Genomic DNA, 15362 nt, shown 5'->3' on the forward strand with positions numbered 1-15362 from the left:
GGCCTACGCCGCCGGCCTGCGCAAGCAAGGGGAGGGGCATGCCCCTCCCCTTGCTTCAATCGCCACCATGCGTAATTCTGACCACAGGTCTCTGCTTCCAGTTGGATGAACCATGGGGGTCAGGTCACCCGGAGCCGCCGGGATGCCGGCTTGCGCCTGGCAATCCGCCGGGTGTTCGAGGCGAACTTCTCGGTCTATGGCGTGCGCAAGATCTGGCGCCCGTTGTCGCGGGAGGGAGAGAGTGTCGCGCGCTGCACGGTCGCCCGCCTGATGAAGGAGATGGGGCTCCGGGGCGCCATCCGCGGCAAGCCGGTGAAGACCACAGTGAGCAGCCGGGGCAATGGCTGCCCCCGGGATCTGGTGAACCGGCAGTTCGCGGCGCCGAGGCCGAATGCGCTCTGGCTCTCGGATTTCACCTGTGTCGCCACCTGGAGCGGCTTCGTCTATGTGGCCTTCGTGATCGATGCCTTCGCCCGGCGTATCGTCGGCTGGCGGGTCAGCCGGACGGCCCATGCGGGCTTCGTTCTCGATGCCCTGGAACAGGCCCTGCACGCCCGCCGCCCCGGTCCGGCTGACGGGCTCGTCCACCACAGCGATCGCGGGCCCAATATGTCTCGATCCGTTACACCGAGCGCCTGGCCGAGGCCGGCGTGATGCCCTCCGTCGGCAGCGTGGGGGATTCTTACGACAATGCCCTCGCTGAAACGATCAACGGCCTCTACAAGGCCGAGGTGATCCATCGACGCAGGCCGTGGCGCTCCTTCGAGGCCGTCGAGTTCGCGACCCTCGAAGGGGTGGATTGGTTCAACAATCGCCGCCTTCTCGAGCCGATCGGATATATCCCGCCGGCCGAGGCGGAACGGCGATACTATGCACAGCGAGACACGGCGCAGGCGGCGTGACTCAAATCAATCCGCCTCCGACAAACCCGGCGCGGTTCAGAAAGGCGTCCGGCGAGACGCTCGCGCAAGGCCATGTGCAACTCGGCCCAGATCGCGTCCCACACGCCCTCGCGCTGGAACTTGCGGAAGATGTTGTAGACCGTCGAACGCGGCGGGAAATCCTTCCGCGGCAGATAGTGCAAGGACAACTGGTCCGCAGCAGATAGAAAATGGCGTTCATCGCCGCGCGCATGTCGGTCTTGCGGGGCCTGCCGCCTGGTTTCGCCGCCGGGATCAGGGGCGACAGGCGATCCCATTCCGCGTCCGTCAAATCGCTTGGAAACCGGCCGCCTTCGCGCCGATAGGTCGCCCGATGCTCATCCGTCCACGCCACAAATCATCTCCGCCAAGCCGACGGATTCGGTGAATTACACAACCTTGCCGGGCGCAACATACTTTTGGGTCAGGCTCTGATTATCAAATCACATCAAAATTGACGACAAATCCTCAAGAGGTATTTTATTATATACCGCTTCTATTTCCTTAATATCAAGATTGTAATTCTCGATAACTTTACGCCAAAGCCTAATATTCTCTTCAAGATAGGAGTCTGCCTTAAGGATATATACTTTAGCACCGGGCTTGAAATAAACCATATTTGTCATCGCCGATCCGAAATACATTACCACCTGATCGGCATCTTTTATGGTCATTAAGAATTCCCTAAAGGTCAAAATTTCCGGATTGACAATAACGTATCCTGCTGCCGCAAAAGCAGCCTCGACTTCGATCTTGTTGGCGATATCCCTAAGTAGGGAATTAGACCGGGTAATGAGAATTTTATTTCGCGCAACTTGCGACATTATCCTTTCACGCACCGCCGGAGGGAAGCTATGAAAGGGCGTCGAGTCAAAACCATTGACGATGAGCTTCAAGTTTCGAAGCTTCAGAACTCTCTGTCCATAGACATAGGCATTGATAGATTTTCCATTGAAAATCAGCCAGTCAATGGATCTATAATTATCGGCAATGCGAGAACCTTCGCCTTCCAGATACGGATAGTCCAACAGTACCGTATGCGGCACATCAAAGGGGAAGCGCTCAATAAAATCCCCAAGTGAATAGGCTTCATCCTGGAAATGGCCATATGAGGTGAACCATTTCTCAATTGACAGATAATTCTCGCCAATTTCGGATGCGTTATTAATGGATAATTCGGCGATAAAACCCAACGCTGCGTCAATTGATTGAACAAATCCATTTAAATGACTAGTATAGTGTCGGCTATTGAAAACGATCTTTCGATCTTCATCGAAAAAAAGTGCAGCATTTGTTCTAAAATTGTTTCCGGCATAATATAATGAAACCCCGGAAAAATCGTGATAGCCATATCCATCAAAGTGCTCTATGGAATCAAATTCCCGAAAAATACTGAGCTTCGATAAAACAGCTTGAGCATGCCCATAGCCTTTCGGTAAAAAATCCAACAGCAGAGATTTATCCCCCTCAGGCAGGAATTTCATTTGTTTAACACGTTCAATGTAGGACGGAATAATATCATCGTCGGACACATTCCCACCTTTCAGATTTTTGCCAATTCATTATCATCGGCATATTGCATGGTCAACACTTGATCAAATTGACTGTTTTTGGAAACCAGCCCCAACAGGACGGCACGTGAGACTCGACTATTATACTGGAACATCGGCGTCAGAATTCGCTCGTCCAAAATATACCTGTTGCACGTAACGCACGGCCCGCTCGACACCGATCAGCGGATCGGGCGCTTGAGGCTTCATTTCGATCGAGATCCAGTGGTCGTAATTCACCGCCGCCAAGGCCTCCGAGGCGCCGACATGATCCGACTTCGTGACATCGAAACCCGCAAGATCCGTCTCGGCGGCATGGAAATGGGCCAGGATCGGATGGTGGGCGACAATCTTCTCCCCAATGGCCTCTCCGCCGAGCAAGACGCATCCCGTATCGAGGTGAAGACGAATGGCGGGATCGTCCACACGCCGAACCAATTCGGCTACCTGATCCGCATGCGTCAGAAATTCGCCGCCGTAGTGGCCGGGGACGGGCTCAATGCCCAGAACCAGCTCCGCCTCCTGAAGCAGAGGGGCCAGCAGTCGCAGGCGATCGGCGGCAATCGACATGGCATCCGCCGACGAGTGCCCAAGCAGCAGCCGACTGCGCGGCGCGCCGAACACTGCCACCCTTGCGCCCAACAGGTTGCCGACATGGGCCACCCGCTCCAGATGACTTCGGAACACACCAAAGGCGCCATTGTCGCCCAGCAGTTGCGCACCTTCCACACCGAAAAGCAGCGCCTGCAACGAACTGACCTTGAGGCCGACATCGGCGAGACGCGACCGATAGGCCTTCAATACCTCCGGAGTCAGGCCTTCCCAATTTGCGATACGTGTCGGCGCGACCTCGACCCCGGCGACTCCCAGAGCCGTCAGACGGGCGGACGCGGAGCTTTCGAGCGCCGGCGGCCAGGCCAGGTTCGAAACCGCCAGGCGAGGCCCCATCACGGCCGCGCCTCCTCCAGATAGGCGGCCAGCTCGGTCATGACCTCGTCGGCCGAGAGGTGGTAAGGCCCCGGACCGCCCAGGACCGTGGGATGGATCGTGCGATTGTCGTAGACCAAGGTCGGCCCAGCCGCTCCGCCGATTGCCAGATCGGGAAAGAATCGGGATCGTATGTCGCGGGTTGCAACGGGTTCGGTCACGATATTCACCAAATCGATGCCGGCGACTTCCACTTTCGCCAGATCGGCGCCAAGCCGCCGGACCGGATACCATTGGAACTGCGAATCGGGATTGATGACCTCAAGCTGGTTACAGTTCATCATGTCGTAGATGACGTTCTTTTTCAGCCCCGGTCCGAATAGACCCGGTAACCGCACGATGTGGTGTCGCGCGAAGCGCTCTCGCACGAACTGCTCCAGGGCCAACCTGTTTTTTCCATAGGCATGTAATCCAAGAAAATACGGATCGTCATCCTCGGTCATGCCGACGGGTTGGCCGTAAACGTCGATGGTCGAAATCAACGTGAAGCGCTCGCACGCCACATTGGCCAGATGATCCATCAAGATCTGGATACGCTGCATGTCTTCTTCGGGGTTCTTGTTCGCCCACCATTTGACGGCGGAAACGCCGGCACACACGATCCGGTCGAATCTCTGGCCGGCGATCGCCGCGATATTCGACGAATTGTAATGCCGGTCGAACGATTCCGATCGGCAAAGCACGGAGCCGACGAAGCCCGTATGGCCAATCAACGCAGTCGCCATAACCCGATCCCCTTCTGCGGCGCCCCGGAGAAACCGGGCCCGGCGCCTCCGGCCAAATTACAGTATGAACGTCATATCGTCTTTCAACGTGCTCGATACCTGCATGAGATCGCCGGCGAAACTGGCATCGAGCGCGCTCAATATCTTTTCGGTCGCGACGAAAATCGTGTCGATCTTGCCCGACATGACGTTGAACGAGCGACCGTGCTGGTAGACGTAGCAGCTTCGGTCGTCGTGCACACCGATCAGCTTGGTCTTGATCGAAACCTGGGGCGCGGCGTAACGAAACACATCGCGAAAATCCGGCAGATAGAGACTGATCTGGGCCTCCATCAGACGGCGTTTGCGGTCGACGAGGTCCTGCGAGACTTCCTTCTGGCAAAAGACGCGCGCCTCGTTGCCCGTGGCGAATTTGCCGAGCGGCGTATGCGTGACGCTCGACAGTGTATATATGCTCGGATCCTCGGTCAGATAGACGGAGCACAAAGACCCGTCGACCATCGTGATCGCAGGATAGCCGATGGGACCTTCGTAGTAGAGCAGCAGGGTCGGTTCGTAAAAGACGTCGATGGGCGGCGACTTCAGATGGCCCCAGGTCGCGTCGATGAGGAAATCGTACCGCTCCCCATCAACGAAAACGCCGCTCTCCGTCTCCTCGATACTTTCTACGGTGTGGCCGAGCACGAGCGAAGCCCCTAGGCGCTTGGCGAAATAGACCCGCGCCCGCTCGATGTAAAGCACGCGCTCGGGCGTGAGCAGCATGCCCGAAATGCCCTGCAAAGGAATGGGTGCCGTTTCTATTTCACGGAAATCCAGTCCGGTCGCCGTCATGATAAGTTTGTAGGTCGCGAAATCGACCAAGGAATCCCTGATGGGAACGGCATAGATATTGTTGGGGATTTCACCGCTCAGGGCCGGGTAGCGCTCGATGAAGCGCATGTAGCCGTCACGAGACTGAACGCGGGTGCCGTGATGCCGGGCATAGTGGAAACCCATGTGCAAGCGGAATTGATTGTTTCCCGACGCTTCGTGGAAAATGCGCCTGTTGCGTTCGAATACCTTGACAGAAAGACCAAAATTAAGAAGCGTCGCCGCAATATGACAGCCGTACCATCCTGCGCCGATGATTGCCACGGAATGACTCATATTGGCCGCTCCTCACAATTAGCATGATAATGGCACGACTGCCGCAACACTATACTTATTCTCATCTAGATATAACCACTACGATTTTAAAACTGCGGGGAAAATGATCTTCAATTTGGATGATGCGGTCCCTGACGTCTCAAAACCACTATGCATTTGGCTTCGATCAGCTTCTTCAGAAGAAGCGCATAGTTTTCGGATCGTCAATAGAAAAAATGCGCCACACCGCTCAAGTCACTCTGGCCATTACAGGGAAGGTATTATACCTAACAATAAAACGCTCTGCCATAACATGTATTATAATATCAGGATTCTCAATTTCAACAATCTCTTCATAAATTTGCCCTTGATGCCAAATAAAAACTGAACGAGAAAAGTGTTGCGCCAATAATTTATGGCAAAAATCCAAAGTTGAATCTCGAAACACTACCGCTCGGAGGCCCATTTTATCAAATCTTTCATAGATAAAAGTCTCCCGACCGGTAAACCATTTCTTGTACATATCGGGAACCTCAATTTCGTTTGCTTTATTTTCGGAATCTGGAATCTCCAGTTTAATTGTAAGGTCAAAGCCGTTGCGCGATGTCGTGAAGGCCCAACGTTCATCAAATTCACGACGGAGGTTCGGATTAAGCTGAACGGATAAATCCCCATGGTAAGAGGCTATTGATGCATTTAGATCCTGCAGACTAAGCGCTTGACCTGTCATCAGCCCATTTCTATCCAATGAGTCTGTAATATATCTGTATACAAACCATGCGCCTAACCAGTTAGTATGCGTATCTCCACGGAAATACAATTGTCCATATGACCGAGCATCAATCAAATATCTATCTAGATAGGAAACAGATAAGTGACAATCAGATTGTAACATTTGCGCTGGCCTCGATTCATTCTGGGGCCAATCCCTCAGTACTTGAGGGAGATATTCTCTATAGATAATATTTTTTTCTGGCACGATAAATTTATAATATAATATTCCCTTATCAGACAATAGCTTTACCCTTTCGCTCATTATCGATGCAGCATTTGACCGTTCCCTCTCATTCCAATAAGTAGTACCAAATTGAACGCGCAAGAAATCATTCGTATCATTTATTAAAAACGCCCAACCACTTTCAGATATCATCGCCTTTCCGGGAGACGTAGCCTTTTCAATCGAATTAATAGTAAGGGAAATATCAGTTTGTTTTGTATAAAATCTATATCTCTTTGAGAGCACACCTAAATCTATTTCATCGGATGCATTGTCCCTTGTTAAGGGGATATTCCTCTCAAGGCCCAGGAATTTGGAAATCTTCATTGAATTTTCAACTGAGCTGTCGTCAATGCATATTTCCAAAAAATGACGATTTCCGGTAAAAAGTGCACGAATTTCATCATTGATTGCCTCGTACACGGCACGCAGATCTGCGTAATCAGCATTCATGCCGAATTTCGAGAGAAAATCACGCATGCTTTTTTCCCAACGGTCTGTACTTTCGCGAACAGTCAGGATAAATGATGCATCCGGAAATTCATCGAATAGAGATTTGAAGAAAAACCGCGTCGGATAATCAGTATATGCATCATATTTATTTTCTCGAACAAATTTTAGAAAATTATATCTGTTTTCCGATTCGTGAAGATGGAGTGGTTCAACTTGACCTGACTGTTCCATGAAATAGTGAATGGAACGAAGCCCATTAGAGATAAAATAATTGTGGAATGACATTGTTCCGGTTCTTGAGTCCCCCAAAACAAATATCGGCAATCTTGTCGAAGTCAAGAAACCGCCTCCTCGCGCCTGTATACGGTGGATTGGTGGAAACTCCACTACATATCTCACAATGCGTTGATGTCGTACAGCTTGCTTTGCGTGACCTCATCGAGTTAGCGGTCCGTAGTCTCGCACACTTCAGTCTGCCCCCCCCCTTAAATCGCTTCGAAGCCCCCCTTGCCCTTCTTGGTCTGGAAATCCGGGTATTCGCTCGACAGCCAGTTGTAGTAGGAATCCCCGGCGGTCGCGAACGGATTGTCGAACGTGTGATAGAGATCGCCGCGCTCCCGGAACAGCACCCGGACCCATTTCGGAATCTTCACCCCGTTGTCAAACGTGCCGTAGTGCCAATAGCCGCTGGGAATACCGCTCAATGTAATTTTCTTGAGCGTGCGTTTGTACCAGTTCCAGACTTCGATGATTTCGACCGTATCGCCTGCATAGCGGTCGGTCATGATGTCGCCGACTGCGTTCATCTTGGTAAAATGATAGAATTTAAGGGGTTGTCCGTTGACCAGGATGTCGCCCTTGCGGGTGAAGCTCACCCGGCGCGTGCTGAGGTTCCAGCTTGCGACATTGCAGCCGGGGTCCCGCTCGACGCAGACACGGGGGAAGAGGGCGGGCACCAGATCGCACCATTTCTGGTCGGTGAAAATACCCTTCTCGACCTCGTCGTAACAGGCAAAATAGAGTTGCCGTGCCCACCAGGCGGCGAAATTCCGTCCGGTCTCGTCGTTGCGCACGGCGGCGAAGCCGAGGTTGAAGATGCCGTATTGTAGCGAGGTCAGTTCGTTATCGCGGACGGCGTTCTCGGTCAGATTGGCCTCGATCTGATGCGGCGTCAGCACGATCGAGCTTTCCTCAAGATGCCGGAGCACGCTTTCGATCGGGTGGAAGACGGCAATGTCGGGATCGAGGTAGATCACCTTCTCGGCACCGAGGTCGAGCAGATGGCACATCATCTTGCCCTTGACGGCAGTACAGGCCTCGACGATGTCGTGCTTGAACAGCCAGGCGCCGAAACGCTCGAGCCCGAGTTCGGAGGCGTAGATCACCTTGTCGAAGTCGGCCAGAGCCTTTTTAAGATCGAGATCGGGCGGCGGCACATCGACGATGACGGCCCAGATCTCCCAGTCAGGGTGAGCCGCCCTCGTCGTCCGCGCGAAGATCATCGCGCGCGTGAGATAGCTGAACGAAAAGCTGCTGAAGCATTTGACATTCTTCATGGCTTGCGACTGCTCCGGAAAAGGAGGCGGACGCTCGCCGTCGTCCCGCAATTGTCCACAGCAAATTCCTGCTTCTCGACCCTCGCCAGCAAGGCGTCGTCGAACGCCTGATCGGACTTGAGATAATCCTCAAGCGCCTGTCCGTCCGCAAACACCCGTCCGCGTGCGGAGGCGCGGGCGAGGGCGGCGACATTGCCGCTGTCCGCGAGGCAGAGGATGCGGCATCCGGCGGCCAACCCTTCGTGCGCCACGAAGGAGAATGTCTCGGGCCAGGGCGAGAGCATGGCGAGATAATCGACCCGGTTGTCGCGCAACAGCCTCGTCATGGCATTGCGGTCCAGCGCCGTGACCTCGGCGACGATATGGCGGCAACCGGGCAAGGTCGGGACGCCCCGCGCGGAGAAATGCATGAACAGGTAACGCGGATCGCCCTTCAGCTTCCCATAGAGGTCGGCGAAAAGAGGCCACCCTTTGCCTGCCGATGGAAAGCCGACGAAAGCGATGCACGCCGGCGGCGCCTTCTTGCGGTCGACCGCGCGCAGGCGTTTCGTCGTTTGGGGAACGAGCCGCCAGTGCTCGTGGACGCTGGCCGACTTGTAGGGCAGCGCGGTTCGCGATTTCCAGAGATCCAGGGTGAATTTGGACGGCGACAGGACGTCGAATCGGCAGGTCTCGAACAGCCGCCCGAGTGCAGCCAGATGCTTGCGGCGCGAGGCGCCGTAGACGCAGACCCGGCAGACCTGGCTGTCGGGCGGCGGCGCCCCGCAATGTTCGAGATCGTTGCGCAGCAGGTTGAAGCCCTCGCACAGCGAACTGTAGTCGTGAAGCCAGAACACCGACCTGCGTGGCTGCAGGGCGCGGTGCAGCGCCTCGATCCGCCTGACGTCGAATCCAAGACCGCTGTGGATGACCAGCAGTTTGTCCAAGCCTTCGATATCCAGTCCGGTGCCGAGTTCCTTCAGCAATCCCGCGTAAGAGACGATGCCGCAGAATCTGCCGTTGACCACGACCTGAACATCGAAGGCGCCTGCGTTCGGCTGCATGTCGAGACGAGCCGCCCGCGGCGAGAGGTGGAGATAGACGTAACGCCGGCCGACGAAATTTCGCTGCTCGTCCGCGATGAAAATCTGCGTCCCGCCGATCACCTGGATGTAGCAGTCATGGCTGAGCGAAACGCAGATCCCCTTGGCCTCGCCGAGGGCGCCGCGCATGAAATCCATCACGGCGGCTGGGGGGGACTTCTTGCCGGCAGCGGGGACATAGCCCTCGGCGAGGATTTCGGGCGGCTTTGCGGCGTCGATGATGCGGCGCCGGTAACCGCCGGGCTTGCAGTGGACACGCCCTTCGGCTCGCCCGGCAACGACGAAGTGCCAGAACGGATTGATCCCCGCTGCGGCGACATCCTCGTTCGCCCGCAGGTAATAGTTGGTGTCGAATGTCGCCGTCGGGTTCCGTCCCTCGCGCCAGCCGGCGAGATAATAGTGCTCGACCGGATCGACCCCGGCCTGCGCCACGTCGGGATAGGTCGAGAGATAATATTCTGTATCGAGTTCCGGGCGGACCGTCTCCATCCGTGCAGCATCATCGAGACCGAGAGAGGCCGACGCCGACGCATTGGGATCGCGCGGAGCACGCCCCTCGGCCCGGCCTACGGTCACATAATGCCAGAGCGGATTGACCCCAAGTGCCGCCACATCCGGATTCTGCACCAGGTAATAAGCGGAATCGAATTCGGCATTGGGATTCCGCCCCTCGCGCCAGCCGGTATAGAAGTAATGGTCGAGCGGGTCGATGCCCGCCGCCTTCACGTCGCCATGGGTTGCCAGATAATATTGGGCGTCGAATTCGTCGGCGATGGTCCCCGGCTCGGCTTGAGCGGGCACCGGCGCAGTAACCGATGCATCATCCGCCGTCGCCGCCTCGTCGTGCGCGGCCGAAGCCGCAGGGACCTGCCAGTTTGCCGTCGGCGTATAGCGCCCAGCCTCGGCCTCGCGATGCGTAAGCAGGGGATTGACCAGCAGATTCGCCGAATGGCGGTAACGGGCGATCAGATCGGCGATCGCCATCGTCGGAGTAGGATTGAACCCCTCCCGCCAGCCGCGAAAAGCGAAATGCGCCACGGGGTCGAACCCGGCCCCCCACTCACGATCCAGCTGGCCGGCATAATATTCGACATCGACCGAGGGTCGCAGCGCTTCCACCCAGTCGGGAACCGCATAGCCGAACAGCAGCTGGCTGCGAGCTGAGGGGGTCACGCTTGGCACGACGGCACGCCCCTCCCCTCTACCGTGATAGAGATAGTGAAAGAAGGGATGCATGCCGGCCCGCATCACATCCCGATGCATGTGCAGGTAGCTTACTGTGTCAAAATAGGGGTTAGGATTTCGCCCCTCGATCCACCCTATGTCACAATAATGCACCAGCGCAGCTTCGCCAAAAAGTTGCAAATCTGCGTACTCTTCTAAATAAAAAGATACGCTGAACTCTCTACCTATTATGTCGACAATCGAATCTGCCATGGTAACCTAACACGAAAACGATTGATCCGTATGAAGTCTGCATACGAGCGACTTTTCATCACCCTGCCCATAAAAAAAATACCGCTCGCAACCGATTCCCCTTTCACATCGGGCCAATCGACAACAAGTCGCACTCAGAACAGAGTAAAATCCTTGTAGGGCAGGCGACCTTCCTTGAAACCAGCGAACTCGAAGTGCTCCTGAGCACTACCTACTTCGCCGCGACGCACCGCAGCAGCGACGTCGGGATTTTGTTCCAGATAGAATTTCTCGTCGACCAGAATCCGATTCGGCATACGCCCCTCAAGATAGCCGGTGATGAAATAATGATCCGCCCCGCTCTTGAGGGTTCGAGCTTTGACGGCCTGCTCAATATCCGAATTGGCGAAGACGTAATAATCCTCGTCGAACGCCGCCTTGCTACGAAGAGCGGTTGCGACAAGCCTCCAGAACAGATCTACAGGCACCTTGACTTGGCCACCGCCCCCTTCGCTCACATCCACGATCAATCTCTTCAAATTCGAGATATGCATTTCACACCTCCACACTTAAGTCTAACAAGGCGTCCATTACGCAGAAAAATTCTGCAATTACATAACGATACCAAAAAAATTCCAGATTAAAATATATAAAATCCGGATTTTCACAATAAATTCCCAATTTGGATTCATAATATAATTGCTCTATAGGCTTATCATAACGCTTTCCATCGTGATGCATCGCGGCGGATCATCATATTTAAGCGTATCGATAGTCAAACACTATAAATTAACAATAGTATCTATTAAATAATACAATACTATTTTATTGAATCTTCTCATCCATTCTCGCCATGGAATCCATCCAATAGTCTTGCGCTCCATCCTATTGTAGAAGCTCGAATATCCAACACATTTTCCCCCTGCCCCCTCACCGCAAGATCTTGGTAAAGCGTCAATAGTGCCCGCCAGGCCTCCGCAGCCGTCTTGCGGGCAAGCATGGGACCTGTTGCCGCGTCGGCTTCAGGTACCGCCCGCTCGGCGAGTTCGGCGATCTTCTCGGCAAGATCGAGAGCACTGCCGGGTTCGAACAGGATCGAGCGTGTGTAGGGCTTTAGTTTTTCTTCGACGCCGCCATGGCGCGAGCCGATCAGATGCACATTGGCATTGATGGCCTCCTGGATCACCATGGGCGAATTCTCCCACCACACCGAGGGGACGACCACGGCGTCGCAGCCGGTCATCAGGCGCAGAACAGCGGCGTTGTGATAAGGACCAAAGAACTCCACCGTATCGGCGAGTTCGGCGAGTTTGGCTTGGATCCGTTGGCGAAAGCTTTCTTCCTGGACATCAAGGTTAACCCCGAATAAGCGGACATGCAGGTTGACACCGCGCTTGCGCAGGATTAACGCGGCGTCAAGCAGCACCTCGGTGCCCTTGAACTGGTTGATCTGCCCGAAATAGCCGATACGCAACACCTCTCCCGGGCGCGGCGGGCTGCCGATCTCCACTGGTTCGTAGTCGATCAGGGCGCGGGGATTTTCAATCACTTCGACCCTCAGACGCCCTCGCGACCAGCGCCGCACCCGCTCCGCCAGGAACTCGCTGGGCGAAACGATGGCGTTTGCGCGGCCGAGCTGATCGAGAAACATGCGTTCCCGCAGGAAGAACATGCCGGAGGCAATGTCCGGAAAACACTGGGCGCATTCCCCCGGCGAAGCCGTCGAGCACAATCGGTTGTTGGTTTTCATCATCTGGCCATATCGATGGCAAATCGCCATGAACTCGTGCAGCGTGATGACAGTGGGAATGCCCCGGGCCTCGAAATATTCGAACAGTTCGATACCCCAGAACATGAAATGATGAATATGGACGATATTCGGGGCGAAATGGCGGACGAGGTCGTCCAGATGCTCATAGAGCCGGGCGATATTCGTCGATGACTGGTACAGATGGTCCACCTCGGGAGGGGCCACCAGGATCTCGTCGGGGCGCCCGCGGAAGGAACCGAATTCGCCGTCGTGACCGATATGCCGACGGTCGGCGCGGGCGGCATAGACGCTGTCCCATCCCGGCATCTCGCCCCCGCGGATGAGAGCATGGATGGCATAGGATGCTCTTTCGGCACCGCCGTGGCTTAGGTCCGGATGGCCGTGAGAGATGATCATGACACGTGGCATGGTGCGAACCTATTCTACGACCTGAGCCGAGTTCTGTGGGATGCCATCGAGATGGCTTCCCCAGCGGCGGTTGAACCTGTCGCAGTTGACCAGCGTTCGGGCGAAGCCGACGTTGTTTGCCGCGTCCTTGCGTATCGACTGACGTTCCAGATGGAAGATTTGGCGGCTACGCACGATGCCCACCCGGCGGCCGCCTCTAATGAGGGTGAGGCACAGATCAGCATCCTCAAAATCGCCGCCGATATAGCGATCGTTAAAGCCACCGTGCTCGAGAAATTCCTGGCGGGTAACCAGCATGAGCGCACCCGTCACGGCACCCGCTGGCGCGATCTCGATTTCATCGCCGAGAAGAGCCGGCGGCAGCCCCTTGCCCGGATGCAGCACGAGATACATCATATCCACATCCTGCGAACGGCGGAATCCGAGACCGTCGTGCTGGACCGTGCCATCTTCGAACAGCAGCGTGAAACCGAGCAAGGCATAAGCTCCTTCGGCCAGCGCCCGCAATCCGTCTTGAATCGCACTGAATTCGGACATCCAGACGTCAGAGTTCATCAGCAGGATATTATCGGATGAGGCCATCTTGACACCGACATTGTTCGCCGGACCGTAGCCGATGTTGTACTTCATTACGACGAAGGTAATCTTGCCCGCAGATCCCGGCGGGGTTCCTGCGATCAGCCGCCGCATGAACTGCGCAATACCCGGGTCATCGCAGACGATCACCCACTCCCAATCGTCGGGGCTACGCCGGGCCATCACTAAGATCGAATATAGTAGCCGCCATTCCTTGTAGAACGGCACGATAACGGAAACGGTAGCCGGTTGCGTGGCGGAAAAATGGGAACGAAATGGCGTGCTGTACTCGCTGCGCGGCAGGTTCTTTTGGATGAAAGGCATCATCATGCGCACGCCTTTGGAGAGCGGAGCGTCCAACGTCATCTGCCAGGCTCCCAGTACCATTGGGAAAATCCGATCAGCCGATGGCGCCAGTTCCGGCTTGGCGGCATAGAGCACGTAGAACTCAGTGCCGCGAAGCACGCCGACGATTAGCGGCCCCTCCATATCCGACTTTGGCAGGACGGCACAGAAACCGTGTGCATCGGTTGAGGGCTGGACTTTTCCCTGACCTGCCAAATATTCACTCACAGCGATCCGGTTCTGGGGGATCATATCCTCTTGCGCCGCAACATGCGCCCCGTCATCCGAAAGCATGTAAACTTCGAGAGAGCCAAAATTCGGTAGCCAACCATTGACGAAAAGGACACGATTCATCTGATAGGCATATTCAATGAAGACAGATTCCCCCTCCACAGATCGCAGACCGCCCGCGACCAACGCGGAGAAGAGCTTGCCGGTCCGCTGCATCTGTGCGAGACGGCGCTGCACTGACTGCGTCAGGTTGCCGAATTCATCGATCGACGTCCGCTCTACCCGAAATTGAACGACGCCTTCTTCCTGATCAAATTGTATTTCTGCCTCAAGCTGAACCGATTCAACCATAGAGATAAAATAAGGGTCGATAATAGTATCCGCCACAAAATAATAGGAGACTCTCTGTTTATCGAAGGCTCGACCACACGGGTGAATTTGGAGACAATTGCTTGGATCAAGCTGCTCATCGCTACCATAGCTACAAAATATCCGGCCATATCGGTCTCGAATTTTCATCTGGAGCAAATTTCCGCCACCAAGGCTGTGCACAACAATCACAAAATTGTTGAGTATACACTTTACAGAGCAGTCCAACATTAAAAATTCCCCTTTGATCTAAGATATGTCATGTTCAACACAAGGCATCCCAACAACCCGACCATTCTCCAAATGACATTTATTGTTATAATAAATATTATATTTTACTATACTGCCGCGATAGACATGGAATATGTTGAATTTCCTATTTTTATTTTACTCAAATTCATTGATCATATTTCGATCAAATCTCGACAATAATCAGGCTAGATACTGGCGGGTCAGCTGCTTGCCATTCTCGACCGCCGGCTGGTCGAAGGGATCGACCCCAAGGAGATCGGCGGCGATCAGGGTTTCCAGCGTGAAATGCATGAACAGGCCGCCCAGCGCCTCTTCGTCGTAGCGCGGAATGGTCAGGCGGCGCACCGGGCGGTTGAACTGCACCAGCGTATCGCCCGTGGCCCTCGCCTGGGCGGCGACGACGTCGCCGATCCGGCGGCCGGCCAGGAAGGCCAGCGCCGGATCATCGGCGAGATCGGGACGGATGATCGTACCCTTGCCCTTGGTCGCCAGGTCGATGACGGTGAACAGCTTGTCGTCCGGCCCATCGAGATAGAGCTGGAGCTGGCTGTGCTGGTCGACGGGGCCGATCGCGGTGATCGGGGTCGTGCCCTTGCCCT

General features: G+C 55.1%; 11 protein-coding genes and 2 pseudogenes. 1 reads left to right on the forward strand and 12 read right to left on the reverse strand.

Annotation, left to right across the window (positions count from 1 at the left end):
* Positions 1–129: 129 nt before the first annotated feature.
* A pseudogene (locus WAZ62_RS11590) lies at positions 130–902 on the forward strand (IS3 family transposase); the annotation flags it as partial.
* 1 nt (position 903) lies between these two features.
* Here WAZ62_RS11590 and WAZ62_RS11595 read toward each other — a convergent pair.
* The 12 genes and pseudogenes from WAZ62_RS11595 to WAZ62_RS11650 all read right to left on the reverse strand — a co-directional run.
* Entirely contained in the window at positions 904–1275 is a 372-nt protein-coding gene (locus tag WAZ62_RS11595; protein WP_422643678.1) for a transposase, read from the reverse strand.
* Between the two features lie 88 nt (positions 1276–1363).
* On the reverse strand, positions 1364–2452 hold the full coding sequence (locus WAZ62_RS11600; protein ID WP_422643679.1) for a glycosyltransferase 61 family protein: 1089 nt from the start codon (positions 2450–2452) through the stop codon (positions 1364–1366).
* 120 nt (positions 2453–2572) lie between these two features.
* Positions 2573–3418, reverse strand: coding sequence for a sugar phosphate isomerase/epimerase family protein (locus WAZ62_RS11605; RefSeq protein WP_422643688.1), 846 nt, complete (start codon positions 3416–3418; stop codon positions 2573–2575).
* Positions 3418–4182 (reverse strand): NAD-dependent epimerase/dehydratase family protein, encoded by a 765-nt coding sequence (locus WAZ62_RS11610; protein WP_422643680.1) that lies wholly within the window; start codon positions 4180–4182, stop codon positions 3418–3420. The genes WAZ62_RS11605 and WAZ62_RS11610 overlap by 1 nt, the downstream gene beginning before the upstream one ends.
* Positions 4183–4239: 57 nt before the next feature.
* Entirely contained in the window at positions 4240–5316 is a 1077-nt protein-coding gene (locus tag WAZ62_RS11615) for an FAD-dependent oxidoreductase (RefSeq protein WP_422643681.1), read from the reverse strand.
* A 241-nt stretch (positions 5317–5557) separates the two neighbouring features.
* The gene (locus WAZ62_RS11620) at positions 5558–7096 is read right to left on the reverse strand and encodes a sulfotransferase (RefSeq protein WP_422643682.1); all 1539 of its coding nucleotides are present in this window, start codon (positions 7094–7096) and stop codon (positions 5558–5560) included.
* A 146-nt stretch (positions 7097–7242) separates the two neighbouring features.
* Positions 7243–8313, reverse strand: coding sequence for a hypothetical protein (locus WAZ62_RS11625; protein WP_422643683.1), 1071 nt, complete (start codon positions 8311–8313; stop codon positions 7243–7245).
* The gene (locus WAZ62_RS11630; RefSeq protein ID WP_422643684.1) at positions 8310–10832 is read right to left on the reverse strand and encodes a hypothetical protein; all 2523 of its coding nucleotides are present in this window, start codon (positions 10830–10832) and stop codon (positions 8310–8312) included. Before WAZ62_RS11630 ends, WAZ62_RS11625 begins: the two co-directional genes overlap by 4 nt.
* Positions 10833–10966: 134 nt before the next feature.
* Positions 10967–11365, reverse strand: a complete 399-nt coding sequence (locus WAZ62_RS11635; RefSeq protein ID WP_422643685.1) for a hypothetical protein — start codon at positions 11363–11365, stop codon at positions 10967–10969.
* 284 nt (positions 11366–11649) lie between these two features.
* Complete coding sequence (locus WAZ62_RS11640; RefSeq protein WP_422643686.1) at positions 11650–12990, reverse strand: glycosyltransferase; 1341 nt, start codon at positions 12988–12990, stop codon at positions 11650–11652.
* A gap of 9 nt (positions 12991–12999) precedes the next feature.
* Positions 13000–14742 carry a glycosyltransferase family 2 protein gene (locus WAZ62_RS11645; protein WP_422643687.1) on the reverse strand — a complete coding sequence of 581 codons (1743 nt, stop codon included), beginning with the start codon at positions 14740–14742 and terminating at the stop codon, positions 13000–13002.
* Positions 14743–14943: 201 nt separating this feature from the next.
* A pseudogene (locus tag WAZ62_RS11650) lies at positions 14944–15362 on the reverse strand (glucose-6-phosphate isomerase); the annotation flags it as partial.

The sequence above is a fragment of the Zavarzinia sp. genome (assembly GCF_049306435.1).
Classification (GTDB): Bacteria; Pseudomonadota; Alphaproteobacteria; order Zavarziniales; family Zavarziniaceae; genus Zavarzinia.

Bases quoted from the DNA above. Each gene is read 5' to 3' on its own strand.
- WAZ62_RS11605 (WP_422643688.1), bottom strand. From the start codon at position 3,418: ATGGGGCCTCGCCTGGCGGTTTCGAACCTGGCCTGGCCGCCGGCGCTC.
- WAZ62_RS11610 (WP_422643680.1), bottom strand. From the start codon at position 4,182: ATGGCGACTGCGTTGATTGGCCATACGGGCTTCGTCGGCTCCGTGCTT.
- WAZ62_RS11625 (WP_422643683.1), bottom strand. From the start codon at position 8,313: ATGAAGAATGTCAAATGCTTCAGCAGCTTTTCGTTCAGCTATCTCACG.
- WAZ62_RS11630 (WP_422643684.1), bottom strand. From the start codon at position 10,832: ATGGCAGATTCGATTGTCGACATAATAGGTAGAGAGTTCAGCGTATCT.
- WAZ62_RS11635 (WP_422643685.1), bottom strand. From the start codon at position 11,365: ATGCATATCTCGAATTTGAAGAGATTGATCGTGGATGTGAGCGAAGGG.
- WAZ62_RS11640 (WP_422643686.1), bottom strand. From the start codon at position 12,990: ATGCCACGTGTCATGATCATCTCTCACGGCCATCCGGACCTAAGCCAC.
- WAZ62_RS11645 (WP_422643687.1), bottom strand. From the start codon at position 14,742: ATGTTGGACTGCTCTGTAAAGTGTATACTCAACAATTTTGTGATTGTT.